Source organism: Cyanobium sp. Copco_Reservoir_LC18 (genome assembly GCF_009834675.1).
Lineage (GTDB): Bacteria > Cyanobacteriota > Cyanobacteriia > PCC-6307 > Cyanobiaceae > Cyanobium > Cyanobium minutissimum.
This window is the reverse complement of the sequence record NZ_ASAC01000003.1, coordinates 159,054-176,381: the sequence shown is the minus strand read 5'-3', so window position 1 is coordinate 176,381 and position 17,328 is coordinate 159,054. Positions and strand designations below refer to the sequence as shown.

The 17,328-nt window shown below is 70.8% G+C and carries 19 protein-coding genes; 13 read left to right on the top strand and 6 right to left on the bottom strand.

Annotated elements, in window-relative coordinates; translation table 11 throughout:
• Positions 1-172 precede the first annotated feature (172 nt).
• Genes L107_RS01070 through L107_RS16290 form a run of 4 tightly spaced genes read left to right on the top strand, consistent with a single transcriptional unit; the run spans position 173 to position 4,308 of the window.
• Positions 173-2,080, top strand: coding sequence for a nucleoside-diphosphate sugar epimerase/dehydratase (locus L107_RS01070; protein WP_236550429.1), 1,908 nt, complete (start codon positions 173-175; stop codon positions 2,078-2,080).
• Positions 2,077-3,015 carry an exosortase/archaeosortase family protein gene (locus L107_RS01065; protein ID WP_159816033.1) on the top strand — a complete coding sequence of 313 codons (939 nt, stop codon included), beginning with the start codon at positions 2,077-2,079 and terminating at the stop codon, positions 3,013-3,015. The genes L107_RS01070 and L107_RS01065 overlap by 4 nt, the downstream gene beginning before the upstream one ends.
• Positions 3,012-3,680, top strand: a complete 669-nt coding sequence (locus tag L107_RS01060; protein WP_159816032.1) for a hypothetical protein — start codon at positions 3,012-3,014, stop codon at positions 3,678-3,680. The genes L107_RS01065 and L107_RS01060 overlap by 4 nt, the downstream gene beginning before the upstream one ends.
• Before the next feature lie 22 nt (positions 3,681-3,702).
• Positions 3,703-4,308, top strand: coding sequence for a hypothetical protein (locus tag L107_RS16290; protein WP_201295762.1), 606 nt, complete (start codon positions 3,703-3,705; stop codon positions 4,306-4,308).
• 9 nt (positions 4,309-4,317) lie between these two features.
• Here L107_RS16290 and L107_RS01050 read toward each other — a convergent pair whose 3' ends face one another.
• A complete protein-coding gene (locus L107_RS01050) occupies positions 4,318-6,801 on the bottom strand; it encodes a polysaccharide biosynthesis tyrosine autokinase (RefSeq protein WP_159816031.1) in 2,484 nt (827 codons plus the stop codon).
• A 347-nt stretch (positions 6,802-7,148) separates the two neighbouring features.
• Here L107_RS01050 and L107_RS01045 point away from each other — a divergent pair, with 347 nt between their 5' ends.
• From L107_RS01045 to L107_RS01035, 3 genes are read left to right on the top strand one after another with little or no spacing between them, the layout of a single operon-like run.
• On the top strand, positions 7,149-8,252 hold the full coding sequence (locus L107_RS01045) for a polysaccharide biosynthesis/export family protein (protein ID WP_106220691.1): 1,104 nt from the start codon (positions 7,149-7,151) through the stop codon (positions 8,250-8,252).
• Positions 8,253-8,274: 22 nt separating this feature from the next.
• Positions 8,275-9,363: a hypothetical protein gene (locus L107_RS01040; RefSeq protein ID WP_159816030.1), complete on the top strand. Its 1,089-nt coding sequence runs from the start codon at positions 8,275-8,277 to the stop codon at positions 9,361-9,363.
• Positions 9,360-10,034 (top strand): hypothetical protein, encoded by a 675-nt coding sequence (locus L107_RS01035; protein ID WP_159816029.1) that lies wholly within the window; start codon positions 9,360-9,362, stop codon positions 10,032-10,034. The genes L107_RS01040 and L107_RS01035 overlap by 4 nt, the downstream gene beginning before the upstream one ends.
• Before the next feature lie 28 nt (positions 10,035-10,062).
• Here L107_RS01035 and L107_RS01030 read toward each other — a convergent pair whose 3' ends face one another.
• Positions 10,063-10,653 (bottom strand): hypothetical protein, encoded by a 591-nt coding sequence (locus L107_RS01030; RefSeq protein WP_201295761.1) that lies wholly within the window; start codon positions 10,651-10,653, stop codon positions 10,063-10,065.
• A 46-nt stretch (positions 10,654-10,699) separates the two neighbouring features.
• Here L107_RS01030 and era point away from each other — a divergent pair, with 46 nt between their 5' ends.
• The 6 genes from era to larB all read left to right on the top strand — a co-directional run bounded on the left by era (position 10,700) and on the right by larB (position 14,786).
• Positions 10,700-11,713 carry a GTPase Era gene (gene era, locus L107_RS01025; protein WP_236550428.1) on the top strand — a complete coding sequence of 338 codons (1,014 nt, stop codon included), beginning with the start codon at positions 10,700-10,702 and terminating at the stop codon, positions 11,711-11,713.
• A gap of 87 nt (positions 11,714-11,800) precedes the next feature.
• Entirely contained in the window at positions 11,801-12,325 is a 525-nt protein-coding gene (locus tag L107_RS01020; RefSeq protein WP_159816028.1) for a phycobiliprotein lyase, read from the top strand.
• Between the two features lie 10 nt (positions 12,326-12,335).
• Complete coding sequence (gene trmD / locus L107_RS01015; RefSeq protein WP_159816027.1) at positions 12,336-13,031, top strand: tRNA (guanosine(37)-N1)-methyltransferase TrmD; 696 nt, start codon at positions 12,336-12,338, stop codon at positions 13,029-13,031.
• An 80-nt stretch (positions 13,032-13,111) separates the two neighbouring features.
• Entirely contained in the window at positions 13,112-13,597 is a 486-nt protein-coding gene (gene ispF / locus L107_RS01010) for a 2-C-methyl-D-erythritol 2,4-cyclodiphosphate synthase (protein ID WP_159816026.1), read from the top strand.
• Entirely contained in the window at positions 13,594-14,097 is a 504-nt protein-coding gene (locus tag L107_RS01005; RefSeq protein WP_236550427.1) for a TIGR03792 family protein, read from the top strand. The genes ispF and L107_RS01005 overlap by 4 nt, the downstream gene beginning before the upstream one ends.
• Entirely contained in the window at positions 14,094-14,786 is a 693-nt protein-coding gene (gene larB, locus L107_RS01000) for a nickel pincer cofactor biosynthesis protein LarB (protein ID WP_255451590.1), read from the top strand. Before L107_RS01005 ends, larB begins: the two co-directional genes overlap by 4 nt.
• Here the strand turns inward: larB and L107_RS16285 are convergent, their stop codons facing one another.
• From L107_RS16285 to L107_RS00985, 4 genes are all read right to left on the bottom strand, one after another.
• Positions 14,787-14,945: a hypothetical protein gene (locus L107_RS16285; RefSeq protein ID WP_201295760.1), complete on the bottom strand. Its 159-nt coding sequence runs from the start codon at positions 14,943-14,945 to the stop codon at positions 14,787-14,789.
• A 63-nt stretch (positions 14,946-15,008) separates the two neighbouring features.
• Positions 15,009-15,953: a DUF1517 domain-containing protein gene (locus L107_RS00995; protein ID WP_159816024.1), complete on the bottom strand. Its 945-nt coding sequence runs from the start codon at positions 15,951-15,953 to the stop codon at positions 15,009-15,011.
• A gap of 27 nt (positions 15,954-15,980) precedes the next feature.
• On the bottom strand, positions 15,981-16,196 hold the full coding sequence (thiS, locus tag L107_RS00990) for a sulfur carrier protein ThiS (RefSeq protein ID WP_201295759.1): 216 nt from the start codon (positions 16,194-16,196) through the stop codon (positions 15,981-15,983).
• A 20-nt stretch (positions 16,197-16,216) separates the two neighbouring features.
• The gene (locus tag L107_RS00985; RefSeq protein WP_159816022.1) at positions 16,217-17,296 is read right to left on the bottom strand and encodes a thiamine phosphate synthase; all 1,080 of its coding nucleotides are present in this window, start codon (positions 17,294-17,296) and stop codon (positions 16,217-16,219) included.
• Positions 17,297-17,328 lie beyond the last annotated feature (32 nt).

The window sequence follows — 17,328 nt, the reverse complement described above, 5'->3', positions numbered from 1 at the left end:
GACCGGAAACCGCCTCCAGCCCGATCACCGATGCGTGAGGACTCCGGCTCGCCATCATTCAGATGTCGGTTCTTTCACCCTTCTCCACCTGACTTCTCACCCGTTCATCTCCTGATTCGTCGATCACCGCCGAACTGAACGATTGATCCCCCAGCTCTCATTCCTCCGTTACGTGCAGAAGCAGCTGCTGGCCCGCCGGCTGCTGCTGGTGGTCTTCGATGGTCTGATGATCGTCGCGGCCTATCTCGGGGCCTTCATCCTGCGTCTGCCCGACGCCACCACCCTCAAGGGCTTCCTGCCCTCCACAATCCTGCTGCTGCCCCTGGCCGTCATCACCGGCCTGCCCGTCCTGGTGGTCTCCGGCTGGTACCGGGGGCTCACCCGCTATGCCGGCAGCCACTCCCTTTACGGCCTGGTGCCGCGCTCCGGCGCCATGGTGCTGATCCTGCTGCTCAGCAGCACCTTGATCGGTGGGGCCCAGCCACCACGCTCCTTCTGGATTCTCTACTGGCTGCTGTTCACCGGCGGGGCCATCGCCAGCCGCATCGTGCTGCGCGACGTCCTCGTCCATCACCTCGACCAGCGGGAGAACCACTCCCCCGGGGGCTCCCAGGGTGACGGCACCCTGATCTACGGCGCCGGGGCCTCCGGCATGGGTCTGATGCTGGCCCTGCGCAACGACCCCCGCTTCCGCATCGTCGGCTTCCTTGATGATGCCGAAGGCCTGCAGGGCCGCACCCTGCAGAACATGCCCATCCACTCGCCCCTGCGGCTGCCCCGACTGATCGAACGCCACGGGGTGCGCAAGGTCCTGCTCGCCATGCCGACCATGTCGCGGCGGCGCAAACGGCTGCTGGTGGATCAGCTCACCCACCGGGGCCTGGAGGTGCTCTCGATTCCCTCCCTGGCCCAGATGGCCACGGGCCAGAGGATCGTCTCCGACCTGCAGCCGGTGGCGATCGAGGATCTGCTCGGGCGTGAACCCTCCAACCCCGACCCGGTCCTGCTCAAGGCCGGCGTCGAGGGCAAGGTGGTCATGGTGACCGGCGCCGGGGGATCGATCGGCAGCGAACTGTGCCGCCAGGTCGTGGCCCTCGGCGCCACCCGGCTGCTGCTGGTCGAGCGCAACGAATTCGCCCTCTATGCCATCGAGCGGGAACTGAGCTCCCAACCCTGCGGGGTCGAACTCCACGCCGTCCTCGGCGATGCCTGTGACGCGGCCCGCCTCACCCTGATCTGTCGCCAGCACGGGGTCGACACGATTTTCCATGCCGCCGCCTACAAGCACGTTCCCCTCGTGGAGGCCAACCTCTGCGCGGGCATCGCCAACAACATCGGCGCCACCGAGGCCGTGATCGCCGCCACCCGCGCCTCGGGCGTGAGCCGGCTCACCCTGATCTCCACCGACAAGGCCGTTCGTCCCACCAATGTCATGGGGGCCAGCAAGCGCATCTGCGAACTGCTGATCCAGGCCGCCGCCGCCGAGATCGGCGCGGGGGGTCCGATCCTCTCGATGGTCCGGTTCGGCAACGTGCTGGGCTCCTCCGGCTCGGTAATCCCCCTGTTCCACCAGCAGATCTCCAGAGGCGGGCCGGTCACCGTCACCCATCCGGCCATCACCCGCTACTTCATGACCATCCCGGAGGCCGTCCAGCTGGTCCTGCAGGCCACCGGCATGGCGGTCGGCGGCGACCTGTTCCTGCTGGACATGGGCGAGCCGGTGCGGATCGCCGACCTGGCCCGCCAGATGATCGAGCTCTCCGGGCTGCGGGTGCGGGATGAGCACAACAGCGACGGAGACATCGCCATCCAGTACACCGGCCTGCGGCCCGGAGAGAAGCTCTACGAGGAGCTCCTGATCAGTGCCGCCGACCAGCCCACCCAGCACCCGCTGATCCGCCGGGCCACCGAACCCCATCGGGACAGCGCCCAGCTCAGTCCCTTGATCCAGCAGCTGCATGAGGCTCTTGCCCACTGGGATGAAGCCACCACCAGCCAGCTGCTGCGCCGTCTGGTCCCGGAATACGATCCTGATGAAGGCGTCCCGGCCACTCCTCTGGTCGACGCTGTGGCCCGATGAGCAACAGCATCGAGCGACTCTCCAGCAGCCTCCTGCAGCGGATCCCCCCGGCCTGGCGGGCCGCCGTGCCGGCCGTTCCCCCGCCCACGCCCCGCAACCTGTGGCTGGCCCTGGCCGCGGCGGTGGCGGTCCAGAACATCGCCGTGTTCCAGAGCAGCCAGAGCGAGCACATCACCGTGTTCGCCGTGCTGGTGTGGGGGGGAGCGGTGATCTGCATGGAGGACCAGTTCGAGGAGCTCCGCCCCAGCCCCGCCGGCTGGGGACTGGTCATCGGCAGCCTGCTGCTGATCTGGGTTCTGGCCCGCTCGGCCCTGATCCTGCACTGGGACGGCCTGCTGTTCGCCCTGGCGCCGATCGGCGGCCTCGGCCTGGGGCTGATGGCGGAGCAACCAGCCCGCCTGGGCCGTTTCCGCGATCCGCTGCTCTGCCTGATGCTGCTGCCGGCCTTCGCCCTGCTGATGCGCACCCTTCCGGAAGCCCCCATCAGCCTGCTCACCGCGCGTCTGTCCGGCCTCTGGTTGAGCGTGCTCGGACTTGATGTGACCGTGAACGCCCGCAGCGTGCTGCTGCCCGGCGGCGGGGTGCGGGTGCTGGGCCCCTGCAACGGGGTCGACCTGATGGCCCAGATTCTCTGCGTGGGTGTCATCTTCCTGCTGGCCTTTCCGATCCGCTCCTGGGCCAGCCGCACCGTGGTGGTGCTGGTGGCACCGGTGATCGGGCTGGTCTGCAACACCTTCCGCATCGCGCTGCTGGCCGTGTTCGCCGGCAACGGCCACGGCAAGGGGAGCTGGCTGTTCGATTTCTTCCACGAGAGCACCGGATCCCTGGTCTTTTCCGGGGTGGCGGTGCTGGTCTTCGGCATGGTCTACATGCGGCTGCTGGAGAGGGAACTTCCCCCCCTGCCCGCACCGCCGCGGCCGGGGGAGGGAGCGTGATCACCCCTCCCCTTCTGGTGCGGTGGTACGGCACGCTCGCCACCATCGCCGCCCTTCTGGCGACCCAGGCGATCCTGCTGCCCCGCTGGCCAGCGGCTCCCCGACCCCTGCCGGCTGGGCAGCTGGAGGCGGCCCTGCGCGGAGCCCAGCTGCTGCCGGAGACAGCCCGTCCCAGCCTCACCCCCCCCTGGCCGGCGAAGCGCAGCTACGAACTGGCGACCTCGGCCCCGGTGGTCCTGCCCCTGCGGGACGGGTTCGAACTGACCCTGGTGGGAGGTGCGGTGCGGCAGCGGTTCAACTTCCAGGCCGGCGCCATCGGCCGGGACCATGCCAGCCTGAAACTACGCCAGCGTCGCCTGCTCGACGCACCGGTACCGACGGCGCGGGGCCTTGCCCAGGATCGCCCCACCCTCCAGACCTGCCTGGTGGCCGGCCCCGGCCTGGCGGAGCCCTTCGGAGTCACCCGCGAGCAGCTCCCCACCCTCGCCGACCGTCTGGCGGTCGGCCGCCAGGCGGCCCTCGAGCGCGTGATCGGTCTTCAGCCCAATCGCACCTACGCCTGCACCCTGATCAGCCTGCGCGGGCCTAAGGGGCAGCCCCCCTCCGACCGGCTCTGGCGGCAGGTGCTGGGCCTGGTGGAGCCGGTGCTGCGAACCCGGACGTGAGCAGAGCCAACGGGCCCCATCCGTGGAGTGCGCGCTGATGGTGGGCCCCCTGCGGCGGTTCTTCCAGGGCCTGAGGCCGGCCGACCGGCCTCTGCCGCCGATGGCGGAACGCTCGCTTCCCTGCAGCTGGGTGCTCACCGGTCAGCTGGCGATCGGTCCGATGCCCCGCAGCGACAGGCACTGGCGGCAGCTGGAGGAGGCCGGGATCCGCAGCCGCTTCAGCTGCTGCTACCCGGAGGAGGAAACCGCCCTGACCGTTCCCCCCGGCTGGAGAAGCGACCGGATCGCCCTGCCCGACCACAGAGCTCAGGAACCGCTGCTGGAGGAGAGACTGGCCCTGGCCCTGGCAAGGGCGGAAGCGCTCGTGAGCGACGCCGCCCCCGTCTATCTGCACTGCATGGCCGGGTATGAGCGCTCCCCCCTGCTGGCCGTTGGCCTCACGGCCCGACTGCGCGGAATCGACCCCCTGGCGGCCCTGGCCTGGGTGCGGCGCTGCCACCCGATGGCCATGCCGATCTATGACCACCTGGTGATGCTTGAGAGCCTGCTCTCGACGAGGCAGGCCCCGGGTGAGCCATGGGGCACCGGCCGGCCGGGTCCCCTCCCTGGCGAGCGGAAGGGACCCTGAACAAGGGGCTCAGCCCCGGTGGCCGAAACGGCGGCGCAGCCAGCCCATCGGGCCATCACCACCCTCGCGGGACGGGCGATGGCGGCGGGAGGGGACGCTCTCGGCGGGGGGCAGGGAGATGGAGGAGCTGGCGCTGGGACCGATGCCGCCGTTGGTGGTGACCGGTGCGGAGTCCTGATCCTCGTCCTCCCGGAAGTAGGTCTTGACGTCGGATTCGCCGTCGTTGTAGCGGGCGGAGATGTAGGAGTTGGTGGCAGCGCCCTTCATGTAGCTGTCGCGATAACGCTGCACATAGCTGCCGAATCCACCCGTGGACGAATCGCTGCCGCTCTTGGCGTAGCCCGAAGCCGAGGCGTAGGCATAGTGATAGTAGTAGCCGTATTCGTAGCCGTAATCGTTGAGGCGGCTGGGGAAATTGACCTGGTTGCAGATGATGCCCAGCACATCCACCCCGGAGGCCCTGATGCGACGGCTGGCCTGGGGGGCCAGCTCGCGACTCACCTTGCCGAGACCCACGAGGAAGAGAATGCCGTCGAGCTTCTCGCCGAGCAGGATCGGATCGGCCAGCATCAGGCAGGGCGGCGCGTCCACGATGATGATGTCGTAGCCGGGCAGGGCACGGATCTCCTCCATGATCTCCTTGCAGCGGCTGGAATTGAGCAGCTTCGCCGGATCGGGCGGCTTGGGACCGGCGGGCAGCACATCCATGTTCTCGGCGATGGAGTGGATGAAATCGGTCGGTCTGCGCGACGAATCCGACAGCAGGGTGGAGAGGCCGTCGCCCTGCTCCACACCCAGGTAACGGGCCTGCATCGGCAGACGCATGTCGGAGTCGATGACGAGCACCCTGAGGCCGAGGTCGGCGAGGGTGCGCGAGAAGACGGCGACGGCGGTGGACTTGCCCTCCCCCTGGGTGGAGGAGGTGATCCCCACCATGCGGATGTTGTTATCGGCGCGGAGCAGACGGAAGGTGGTGAACAGGCTGCGCAGCGACTCCTTGATGGCGAAGCGCTCGCTGGAGGACATCTTGGAGATGCTGGTGGCGATGTCGACACCAGGCTCGAGGGGCAGGTAGGGGATGAGCCCCAGCACGGGCAGCTGCAGGTCCTTCTCCACCTCCATGGGGGTGTGGAAGACGTTGTCGGTCCGCTCCCGCAGGATGGCGGCGCCGAGGCCGGCCAGCAGACCGATCATGATCGCCCGCAGCAGGTTGCGCTGGATATTGGGCTCCACCGGGCTGCTGCCGAAATCCGGGGGGCCGATCACTTCCCAGGGGGAAATGGAACGGGCCATCTCCAGCCGATACCTCTCCCTGGCCTGGATGTAGGAGGAATACTGCTCTCTGGCGATCGAAAGCCGCTGGTTGATGTTCTCGAACTCCGCCAGTTTCTGGGGATTATTACGGAAGTTCTCGCTCAGCAGCAGGATCTGGCGGTTGATTTCATCCTGCTGGGCCACATTGGCGAGCAGCCGCGCCTTGACGGCATCGGCCGCCTGCCGCTGCACCACGGGCAGCAGCTGGTTGCGCCGGGCCAGCAGGGACTGAACGATCGGCGAGTTCTCCTTGAAGGTGCCCTTGGCGGTGGCCAGCTCCTGCTCGAACTGGTTGAGGAGGTCGAGGGGGGTTCTGGTGCCGCTGGCGGCCTCGGCGGCGGAATCCCCCCTGCCGGGCACGAGAACGCTGTTGCGGCCCAGCTGCTCAAGGGCGGTGGGGGCGCCGCTGGGGGTGAACTGGAGCTTGCCGGTCTGGATCGACTTCAGCTGGCTGTCCAGCTGCACCTGTTCGTTCTGGAGGGTGCGCAGCTGGTTGACGAGACCTTCGCGGGCGCCGAGGATCTGGCCGGCCGCCGCGGCCGGGTCAACGAAATTGTTGCGCTCCCGGAACTTGAGCATCTCCTGGGAGAGCTTCTGAACCCGCTCCTCGATGGCGGGGGCCTGCTCATCAAGGAAGCGGACCCCGGAGTTGACGGCCGCCTGGCGCTGGGTGAGCGAGAAGGCGGTGTAGTCCTTGGCGAGCTGCCGCAGGATGGCCTTGCCCTTGGCCGGATCCGGCCAGCGCAGGGAGACATTGAGAACGTTGTCGACCCGGGCCGACTCCTGGTTGATGGAGAGGTTGCTCTCCAGGGCCCGCAGCGGCACGCCCTGGCGCTGGGCCACCGGCCCGAGCAGCAGGGGGCTGCGCATCAGAACGATGAGGCTGGGCACATCGGTCTTGATTTCGCTTCGGGCGATGGATTCGACGGAACCGCCGCCGCCGCCGGTGCCTGGGTTGTCGAAGGGGTTGCTGATCTGCATCTGGAACCCCCCCTGGTAGACGGGGGAGAAGATGCGTTGCCGAAGGGTGTTGATCGCCAGAACCCCGGTCACCACGGCAAAGGTGATCAGGAAGATGGATTGACGGCGCTTGACCGTGCGCACAAGTCCCCCCAGGCCGCCGCCGCCGGACTGGTTCTCGCCCATGGGGCTGAGGGGGCTCTGGGACGACGGATCCATCAGGCCGGGGCCAGAAGCACCGGGGGCCGGAAGGGACAACGGGCGCGCGGTTCCACCCGGAAAGGCCTCAGGAGGAGCACCCGTCGTTGTCACGTTATGTACCGCAGGGAAAGTTGTACCGATGATAATGGCAACCCGCAAAGAATGCCCCTTGACTCGGGCGTCTATGGTGGTAATCCGATTTATGTCCTTCGGTGGCTTCTCCTCCCAGAACATCTGTACGCCAGGGATCTGCAGGCCAATCGGCACGCCGGGAATCTGCTGCAGAGCATGGATCTGCAGCCACTGAACGAATCCTCCGGAAGGGCGTCCGCCGGTCGGTCCGGCGTCGCCTTTCCGCCGTCGGGATGCTGGGCCTGGCCGGTGTGCTGGTGGCCCCGACGGGACTGAAGGCCTCGGTGCCCCAGGGTGCCGCTCCCCACTCCCCCTGGCGCGGCCCGGCGGCGGTCAGCGCCGCGCCCCTCTCCGGCCCCGCCTCCTCGGCTCCCCTGCCCCTCACGGTCACCGAGGTCTACAACGATCTCTATGTCCTCGGCCCCGGGGACGGCCTCCAGCTCACCTTCACCGACCCCTCCGCCTCCGCCATCGGCGGCGCGGTCGTCATCCTTCCCGACGGCACCTCGACCCTGTCGCTGCTGGGTTCGGTGCAGCTCACCGGCCTGACCATCGGCCAGGCCACCCGGTGGCTCACCTCCCTCTACGCCAAGCAGCTGGTGAGGCCTGAGCTGATCCTCAGCCTCACCTCACCCCGTCCCGTCAAGGTGACGATCATCGGCGAGGTGGGCCGTCCCGGTCTCTACCCCCTGCCCTCCTATTCCACCCCGGTCTCCGCGATCCAGACCGCCGGCGGCGTCACCCTGAACGCGGACATCCGCAAGGTCCTGCTCCGGCGTCTGGCCGGCCCGGACGGCAGCCAGAAGCAGACGGTCCTTGACCTGGCCCAGGTGTTCCAGGTCGGCAACCAGCGCCAGAACCCGATCCTGTTCGACGGCGACACGATTGTCGTCGCCCGCACCGAGGATCTGATCCCCGAGGAGATCCTCCAGATCGGGGCCACCAACCTGGCCCCGGCCACCATCACCGTCTCGGTGATCGGCGAGGTGCGCAGCCCCGGCACCCTGAGCCTGCCCGCCAACACCCCTCTGGCCGAAGCCATCTTCCGGGCCGGCGGGGCGGAGAACTGGCGGGCCAACAAGAACGACATCGAACTTGTCCGCCTCAACCGCAACGGCACCACCACCCGTGAGGTCTACAGCTACCGGGACGGGATCGGCGTCTCCAAGGGGCTGAACCCTCCACTCCGGGACAGGGACACGATCATCGTCAATCGCACCTTCTACGCCGAAGCCCTCGACGTCATCAATCAGGTCATCGTTCCCCTCAGTCAGGCCGCCAGCTCCTATTATTTCTTCCGAGATACATTCAACGGCAACAGAAACAACTTCCGCTGACAACCGCTGCCACGGCCCACCCATGTACCGCGAACCCACCATCAGCCCCAAAGCCATCGCCTGGGCCCTGCTGAGCCAGTCGATCTGGCTGCCGTTGCTGGCCATCGATGCCCACGATCGCTGGCAGGCGCGGGTGAAGGACATGGCCGTCCCCCAGCCCGCCGATCCCAAGGGCAGCGACGAAGCGATCGCCTCCCTGCCGGAAGCACCCGTCGCCTCCCCGGTGGCCAGGAGCTCCTCGCCGCTTGACGACCTGGGCACCACCACCGGCCACGTGCTGAGCTCGGCCTCCGACAAGATCGGCTCGCTGCTGGATGCGCCCCTGGCCCGCAGTCTCGACCTGAGCGGCCCCTCCAACACTTCGCGCGCCCGGCCCGATCCCGGTCGCCGTCCGGTGGTCGCGTCGCGCGGCAGCGCGCCGGCGCGCGTGGCCAAGGCGCCGGCCCGCCGGGTTTCCTTCCGCATCGATGGCCCCCCCCTGGGCACCACCGGCCTGGGCAGTGCCCAGACCCTGCTGCAGCGGAATTTCTCCAACTCCGAGCTCCTTGGTGGGGTTCTCACCATCCAGGACCTGGGCATGCCCGCCATGCCCACGGTGGCCCGGGCGGAGCGGGCCCGATGGGCCAGCAGCGGCGACCCGATGGCTCCCCTGCCCCAGAACCTGAGGGAGCCGATGCGCCAGGCGATCCGCACCCTGCCCACCCCCACCCCCACCAAGGCGGCCAAGCTGCAGCAGGCCCGGGTCATCCACGTGCCCTCCACCCGGGTCAGCAGGCCCACCCAGGTGCCCCTCGCCGTCCAGGCCGACGGCAGCGTCGATGTGCTGAGCCAGCCGGATGATCCCGGCGTGATCGAGGACATCCGGGAATGGTCCAGCCGCCAGCCGGCCCAGGCCCCCGGGACCGTCACCCCCACGGTTGTCAATCTCCAGCCGCTCCCGGCTGAGGTGAGGGCCACCCCCGCCCCCGTCCGGGTCACGCCCGTGGCCAGCAGCGCCCCGATTGCGCCGCCGCCCCCACCGGCTTCCGCCACGCCGGCCCCAGTGGCGGAGGCCCCCGCCCCCACCCCGGCACCGGCCGGTTCCGCCGGCGCGATGGTGGCCCCCCAGTGAGACGCCACCGGCTCCACCCCTCCGCCCTCCCCCTGGTCGGCCTGGCCTGTCTGGCGACGGGTGGGGAACCGGGCCGGGCCCAGTCCCTGCCCGCGCCACCGGCCCCCTGGGTTCCCATCGCGGCGGAGCCCGCAGCGGCCGGCTGGGAGCCCGTCACCGACGCGGCCAGCCTGCCGCCGGACTATCTGCCGCCTCCGGCCAACCGCGATCCCGCCGAGCTGGCGATCGTGCCGCGTCAGGGCAAACCGATCGAGAACGTGGGCATCTACGGCATCGGCGGTGGCGTCAATTTCGGCAGCGATCTGCCCAACAGCGGGGTGTTCACCGGTCGGATCGGCTACAAACTCAACGAAACCCTGGCGGTCTCCCTGCGTCCCAGCGTGATCTTCGGCAACCGGGATGTGCTCGGCCGCTACAACGGCCAGACCTCCTTCCAGGTGCCCCTCACCCTCGATCTGTTCCGCCGCTCCGTGGTCTCCCCCTACCTGGGGGGTGGCATCGCCACCAACACCTATTCGACCGGACAGACCAACGCCATGCTCACCGGCGGGGTCGATGTGAACATCACCCAGAACGTGACCCTGGGGTTCAACGTCAATTACGTCTTCCTGCCCGATGGTGTCACCTTTGACGCCCTGCAGGCCATGACGCTGCTCTACCTCAAGTTCTGAGGCCCGGGCCCATGGGGTGGGTGCGGGCTCAGTCGGCCACCGCCTCGATGGCGGCGGCGATCGCCTGACGCTGTTCGGCGTCGTACCCCCAGCGGTCGAGGAAGGCCCTGTCCTCCGCGACGGCTCCTTCGGAATCACCGTCCTGCGCCGCGGCGGCCAGCAAGGATTCCAGCCGCTGCTTCACGGCCACCGGCTCCAGCTGGCGCAGCAGCTCGGTGCTGCGCAGCTGCACCCGCTCCGAACCGGCCTGGTGGTCCCGGTCCCCGGAGCGCCGGTGGTGCAGCACCATCGCCGTGCTCATGGCCAGGTTGCGCGCGGTGAGATCCACCACCCCCGGACCCGCCTGCCGCAGGGCGGCCACCAGGGGTTCCGGCAGCCGGTCGAGCAGGGGCGCCTCACCGGTGAGGCCGACGACGAAGAAACCGCGCGCCCCGTCCCGGCTCGCCACCAGCTCCCCCACCCGATCGGCCAGCACCTCATCGCTGAGTTCCCCCGCTTCCCACAGGCCGATCCACTGGGCCGCGATCTCCATCGCCTGGGGGAAGCTCGGCGCCAGGGGGGTCACGCCCTCGGTGGTTTCTGTCAGGGGGGTCCCGGTCTGCGGGGCGTCATCGATCATGGCGGCGGACGGGCGGCGGGGCCCACGGACTGGCAGTGTTGAGGCTATGGACCCGAGCGCCCCGACCGCCAGCCCCGGCGATGCCCAGCCCCAGGACATCCGTTCTCACCAGGACGGGGCTGAACAGGGCAGCACCGGAGCGTCTGTCTTCCGCTCCGGCTTCGTGGCCCTGATCGGCCGGCCGAACGTGGGCAAATCCACCCTGCTCAACCAGCTGGTGGGCCAGAAGGTGGCGATCACCTCCCCCGTGGCCCAGACGACCCGCAACCGGCTGCGGGCCATCCTCACCACCCCCTCCGCCCAGCTGATCCTGCTGGACACCCCGGGGATCCACAAACCCCACCACCTGCTGGGGGAACGCCTCGTCCAGAGCGCCCGGGGGGCCATCGGCGAGGTGGACGTGGTGCTGCTGCTGGTGGATGCCAGCCAGCCGGCCGGCCGGGGGGACGGCTTCATCGTCGACCTGCTGCGCCACAGCCGCGTGCCGGTGCATGTGGCCCTCAACAAGAGTGACCGGGTCGGCGCCGACGCCGAGGATCTGGCCGCCACCTACCGGGAGCTGCTGGCGGACGCCGGCGATCCCCCCGTGGCCTGGCCCCTGCACCCCTGCAGCGCCCTCAACGGCGATGGCTGCCAGGCGCTGGTGGAGGCCCTGGCGGCCGACCTGCCGCCGGGTCCCCTGCTCTACCCGGCCGACACCGTCAGCGACCAGCCGGAGCAGCTGCTGCTGGCGGAGCTGATCCGGGAGCAGGTGCTGACCCTCACCCGGGAGGAGGTGCCCCACTCGGTGGCGGTGCGGATCGAGCGGATCGTGGAGGAGGAGGCGAAGGGCAAGGTGCGCACGGCCGTGCTCGCCACCGTGCTGGTGGAGCGCAGCAGCCAGAAGGGCATCCTGATCGGCAAGGGGGGCCAGATGCTCAAGGCGATCGGCCAGGGGGCGCGGCTGCAGATGCAGAAGGTGTTCGAGGGTCCGGTGTACCTCGAGCTGTTCGTCAAGGTGGTGCCCAACTGGCGCAGCCATCCGGGCCGGCTGGCGGAGCTGGGCTACCGGGGCGACTGAGGCCACCGGCCCGCCGCCCCTGGTGCCGGGGGGTTTGCGAGGATCCCGACCGGGGCCCACCGGCCCCGATCTCCCGCCGCCACCGCCGTGACCAGCGCGACCGAGCCGCCCGCCGCCGCCCCCTTCCCGCCCGAGACGATCGCGGCGTTCCTGACCTTCTGCGCCGGCGACTGGCTCTCCCTGCGCAGCTGCTTCAGCCTCGAGGAGGCGGCAGAGGCGGCGCGGGAGGCCGAGGCGGACGGGGTCAGCTGGCACAGCTCCGAGCGCGGGGAACTGACCGTCACCTACCTGACCCCTGAGCGGAGCGGCGAGCCGGGAGGGCTGGAGATCACCCCACCCGGTGGCGGCCGCCACCGGCTGCTGTTCCGCCCCGACGGCGGCTTCCAGGGCAGTGCCCCGGACGGGGCCGCCAGCACGGGGCGCTGGCAGCTCTGGCCGGACGGGAGTCTGGAGCTGACCAGCGAGCGGGCCGGGACGTCGGTGCGCGAAAGGATCTGGTTCACCAAGGCCAACCTGCGCCTGCGCAGCAGCGTCGAGCACCACCCCGACGGCCGCCCGGGCCGGGCCAGCTTCAGCTCCGAGATCCGGCGGGTCAGCCGACCCGCCGGCTGAGGCCACCCCCATGCGCTTCGACGTGGTGAGCCTGGTGCCGGACGCCTTCACGCCCCTGCTGGGGCTGGGGGTGATCGGCCGTGCCTTCGCCGCCGGCATCGCCGAGGTCCACACCCACAACCCCCGCGACCACGCCACCGATCGCTACCGCAAGGTGGACGACGTGCCCTACGGCGGCGGCGCCGGCATGGTGCTCAAGCCCGAGCCGGTCTACGCCGCCTTCGAGGCGATCCCGGTGCTGCCGCGCAGCCGCGTGCTGCTGATGAGCCCCCAGGGCCAGCCGCTGCACCAGCGCGACCTGCGCCGCTGGGCCACGGAGCACGACCAGCTGGTGCTGCTCTGCGGCCACTACGAGGGCTTCGACGAGCGCATCCGCCCCCTGGCGGACGAGGAGGTGTCCCTGGGGGATTTCGTGCTCACCGGCGGCGAGCTGCCGGCCCTGGTGGTGATCAGCGGCGTGGTGCGGCTGCTGCCCGGGACCGTCGGCTCCCCGGACTGCCTCGAGGCCGAGAGCCACAGCGGCCTGCTGCTGGAGCACCCCCACTACACCCGGCCGGCGGAGTTCCGCGGCATGGCGGTGCCGGAGGTGCTGCGCAGCGGCGACCACGGCGCCATCGCCCGCTGGCGCCAGGAGCAGCAGGTGGCCCGCACCCGCGAGCGCCGCGCCGACCTGCTGGCCCTGTGGCAGGCGCAGCAGGAGACCTGAGCCGCGCCCCCGAGGCACGCGCCCGTGGAGCACGCCGTCGCCCCGGACCGGCGACACTGGATCCGCCCCCAACGCCCCCCATGCAGCTGCGCATCGGCAACGGCTATGACATCCACCGGCTCGTCCCCGGCCGTCCCCTGATCCTGGGGGGCGTGCGCCTGGAGCACCCCGACGGCCTGGGGCTGGACGGCCACAGCGACGCCGACGTGCTCGTCCACGCCCTGATGGATGCCCTGCTGGGGGCCCTCAGCCTGGGGGACATCGGCACCCACTTTCCGCCGGAGGACGAGCGCTGGCGCGGCGCCGACAGCCTGGTGCTGCTGGAGCAGGTGGTGGCGCTGGTGGCGGAGCGGGGCTGGCAGGTGCTCAACGTCGACACGGTGGTGGTGGCGGAGCGGCCCCGTCTCAAGCCCCACATCGCCGCCATGCGGGAGGCGATCGCCGGCCGCATGGGCCTGGCCCCCGAGCAGGTGGGGGTGAAGGCGACCACCAACGAGGGCCTGGGGCCCACGGGCCGCCAGGAGGGCATCGCCTGCCATGCGGTGGCCCTGCTGCAGCGGCCGTGACCCGTCGACCTCCCCGGCCGCTGGCTACCTTGCTGGCCGCCCTGTGCCTGTTCACTCTCGTGTTGGTCGGCGTTCCCGCCGTGGCCCAGGCCGCCACTGCCCAGGGAGCCATCACCCCGCCCCAGGGGTCGGTGGTGGAGCACCTCAGGGTGAAGGTGCCCGCCGGCGCCCGCGGGGCCTGGCTGCAGGCGGAGGAGGAGAGCTGGGGGCCCTGGCTGCAGCGCCAGGACGGCTTTCTGGGCCGGGACCTGCTCTGGGATGCGGAACGGGAGGAGGGCCTGCTGCTGATCCGCTGGCGCAGCCGCCGCCAGTGGCTGGCCATCCCGGCCAGTGAGATCGAGGCCGTGCAGGTCCGCTTCGAAGCTGCGGCCCGGCGGGCACTGGCCCACGATCCAGGAGAACCGAGTCTGGCCCGGGCCACCAACCCCTTTCCCCTGGTCCACGCCGGCGAATTGGAATGGGTGGCTCAGACCGCGCCACTGGAGGAGGAAGGGCGTTGAGCGAGGACGCCCGGCTCGACCTGGGCCGCCGTGGCCGGCTCGGCATGGTGGAGGCGGTCTGGGGCGAGCACAAGAGCGTCGAGCAGATTGCCGCCGTGATGCTGGAGATGCGCCGGGCCGGGGAACTGGCGCTGGTGACCCGGGTGTCGGCGGAGAAGGCGGCGGCGGTGCAGCGGCAGCTGGAGGCGTCCATCGGCGTCCTGGGGGCCGAGGCGGAGCCCCGGCACGATCCGGTGGCCCGCTGCCTCACCTGGCCCGCGCCGCCGCCAGCCGATCCGACCCTCGGGCGGGTGGCGGTGCTCGGCGGCGGCAGCAGCGACCTGACGGTGGCGGCCGAGGCGCGCCTGGCCCTGGCCTGCCACGGGGTGGCCAGCGACCTGGTGCTGGACGTCGGCGTGGCCGGGTTGCACCGGCTCCTGGGGCAGCTGGAGGGACTGCGCCAGGCCCGGGTGCTGATCGCCTGTGCCGGAATGGAGGGGGCCCTGCCCACCGTGCTGGCCGGTCTGCTGCCCCAGCCGGTGATCGGCGTGCCGGTGGCGGTGGGCTACGGGGTGAGCGCTGGCGGCCATGCGGCCCTGATGGGCATGCTGGCCAGCTGCGCCCCCGGGCTCACCGTGGTGAACATCGACAATGGCTATGGGGCCGCCATGGCGGCCCTGCGGATCCTGCAGCTGGGCGTGGCCGGCTGATCAGCCGCCGGGGATCAATGGATCCGATGGCGGCGCCTTGATCTCCAGCACGGTCTGGAGCCAGAGGGTGAGGGAGCGGGGCAGGCGCCCCTGCTCGTAACGCTGTATGGCCTCCTGCAGCACCGGAGTGTTGATCCAGCTGATCGGATGGGGAGGCACCGGCGCCTGCGGCTTCTGTGGCGCAGTGTGGGCGACGACCGGCCGGCCGGCAAGGCCGCCGGATCAGAGATGCTGCAGGTCCGGGTAGGCCGTGATCACCTGCTCGGTGGTCAGCACTTCGCCGGCCCCTTCCGGCTGCCAGATCACCTCGATGGCCAGCAGATCGTCCGCACCGACGGCACCGAGCTTCTGGAGCGAATCACGCAGGTCGTCGGCGGTGCCGGCCCCCTTGATCGCCAGGCTGCGCCGGCTGGCCACCAGCAGGGTGACGACGATGAAATCACTGGCGGCGTCGCTGGCACCGGGGGCGACCGGCGCCGGCTCGCTGAAGCGGCGGCCGGCCACGTTGGCGGTGAGTTCCCGCTCCAGCTTGCTGCGCTCCTGCATGGAGAGCCGGTTGAAGGTGGATTCGGCGCTGGCGAAGGGCACCTGGCCCACCTCACCGCTGGCGTACACCCAGAGGTCGGGATGGCGCAGCAGGGAGAGGCTGGTTTCCTGCAGCACCCGCTGCAGGCCGGAGCTGCTGGAGGTGTCCGACGAACCGGCCAGGCGCCGCAGGTCGTCCTGGAGATCGCGGGCGGATGCCAGCAGACCCACCTGGATCTGGGCGATCGACACCGGACCGTCCGGACGGGGGTTGTAGGCCAGCTCGGAGCCCGAGCCTCCGAGGGCCGGACCGCCGCCGCCGCGCAGGGCGTTGACCACCACGCCGGCCACGGCCATGAGAATCAGGAAACCGAACAGGCCGCCGCCGCCGAATCCGAAGATCGGCACGATGAAGGGGAAGCCGATGCCGCCGCCCCGGTAGCCGCCGCCACTGAAGCCACCGCCGTAGCCACCACCGCCGCCATAGCTGCGGGGCATGGAGGGGGCCGAACGGAAGCTGCCGCCGCCGATGCGGCCACCGCTGGCGGCCTGGGCCGGCGGCGGCGAGGCGATCACGAGGCCGGCCACCAGCACGGGCACGACCATCAGACCGGCCAGGCGCCGGAGCAAGCGGGAACCCATGACGTGCGACGTTGCGATGGCAGGAATCTAGGAACCGCCCCCCACGATGGTGACCACTTCCAGCACATCGGATTCCACCACAGGCTGGGAAGGCCAGCGATCCCTGGGGAGGATCTCGCCGTTGAACTCCACCACCACCAGGCGCGGCTGGTAGCCGAGGGCCACGAGCACGGCATCCAGAGACAGGCCCGCCGGGCAGTGGCGCACTTCCCCGTTGACCCGCAGCAGCAGGTCTGCCGCCATCCCCCCCGTCATGCCACCTGTCATGCCTCGGCCTCCAGCCCCGCCAGCAGGGCGGCGACCGCCTCGCCGGGGTCGGCGGCGGCCGTGATGGCCCGCACCACCGCCACCCGATCGGCGCCGGCACGGCGCACGGCGGCCAGGTTGCCCGGATCGATGCCGCCGATGGCGAAGAAGGGCAGGGGGGATTCCGCCGCCGCCTGGGTGACGTAGGCCAGCCCCACCGGCTCGCGGCCGGGTTTGGTGGGGGTGGCGTTGACGGGCCCCACCCCCACGTAGTCGCAGCCGTCGGCGACCGCCTGGCGCAGGTCCTCGATCCGGTGGGTGCTGCGGCCGATCAGGCGGTCGGGGCCCAGCAGGCGGCGGGCCACCGACGGCGGCAGGTCGCCCTGGCCGAGGTGGACGCCATCGGCCCCCACCGCCAGAGCCAGGTCGATGCGGTCGTTGACCAGGAACAGGGCGCCATGGCGGTGGCAGAGCTGGCGCAGGACACGGGCCTGCTCGAGGCGGTGGCGGTCCTCCACGTCGGGGTCGGGCTTGGCGCGGTACTGGACCAGCCGCACCCCCGCCGCCAGGGCCGCGGCCACCACCGCCTCCAGGCCGTCCACCGGATTGGTGACCAGATACAGATGGCAGCGGCGCAGCAGGGCGCGGCGCCCGTCGCCGTCGCGACCGGCCTGGAGCAGGTCCACCTCCAGGTCGTAGAGGGCGTAGCGGATCGTCGCCGCCTCGGCCGCCAGGTCTGGATCCTCGAGCCGGCCGAACTCCTCCAGCACCCGCAGGGCCTCCTGCACCCGGCCGGCGTTGGCGGCCAGGACGGCGTCGGCCTCCTGCCGTTCGGCCTGGGCCGGATGGGCCAGGCCCGCCGCCGGGTCGCTGGCGGTGTGCCGGGCCAGCTTGTAGGAACTCCGGTGCAGCCGCCCCAGGCGCTGGCGCAGGTCCTTGGTGCGGGCCACCAGATCGGGCCGGTCCAGGGCGAAGCGGGCCCAGTCCTCCAGCACCCGCAGCCCCTCCCGGGCCCGGTCGAGGTTGGCATCGAGCAGCCGCTCGATGGCGGCCCGCTCGACGGGACGCTGCGACGGGACTGGAGACGGCGGCGTCACCGGACCGGGGCGGGTGGGCTCCCCAGGGTATG

What these genes read in the sequence shown, in the direction of transcription:
- L107_RS01065 (WP_159816033.1), top strand. Translation starts at nt 2,077, where the DNA reads ATGAGCAACAGCATCGAGCGACTCTCCAGCAGCCTCCTGCAGCGGATC.
- L107_RS01050 (WP_159816031.1), bottom strand. Translation starts at nt 6,801, where the DNA reads ATGGATCCGTCGTCCCAGAGCCCCCTCAGCCCCATGGGCGAGAACCAG.
- L107_RS01045 (WP_106220691.1), top strand. Translation starts at nt 7,149, where the DNA reads ATGCTGGGCCTGGCCGGTGTGCTGGTGGCCCCGACGGGACTGAAGGCC.
- L107_RS01040 (WP_159816030.1), top strand. Translation starts at nt 8,275, where the DNA reads ATGTACCGCGAACCCACCATCAGCCCCAAAGCCATCGCCTGGGCCCTG.
- L107_RS01030 (WP_201295761.1), bottom strand. Translation starts at nt 10,653, where the DNA reads ATGATCGATGACGCCCCGCAGACCGGGACCCCCCTGACAGAAACCACC.
- era (WP_236550428.1), top strand. Translation starts at nt 10,700, where the DNA reads ATGGACCCGAGCGCCCCGACCGCCAGCCCCGGCGATGCCCAGCCCCAG.
- trmD (WP_159816027.1), top strand. Translation starts at nt 12,336, where the DNA reads ATGCGCTTCGACGTGGTGAGCCTGGTGCCGGACGCCTTCACGCCCCTG.
- ispF (WP_159816026.1), top strand. Translation starts at nt 13,112, where the DNA reads ATGCAGCTGCGCATCGGCAACGGCTATGACATCCACCGGCTCGTCCCC.
- L107_RS00995 (WP_159816024.1), bottom strand. Translation starts at nt 15,953, where the DNA reads ATGGGTTCCCGCTTGCTCCGGCGCCTGGCCGGTCTGATGGTCGTGCCC.
- thiS (WP_201295759.1), bottom strand. Translation starts at nt 16,196, where the DNA reads ATGGCGGCAGACCTGCTGCTGCGGGTCAACGGGGAAGTGCGCCACTGC.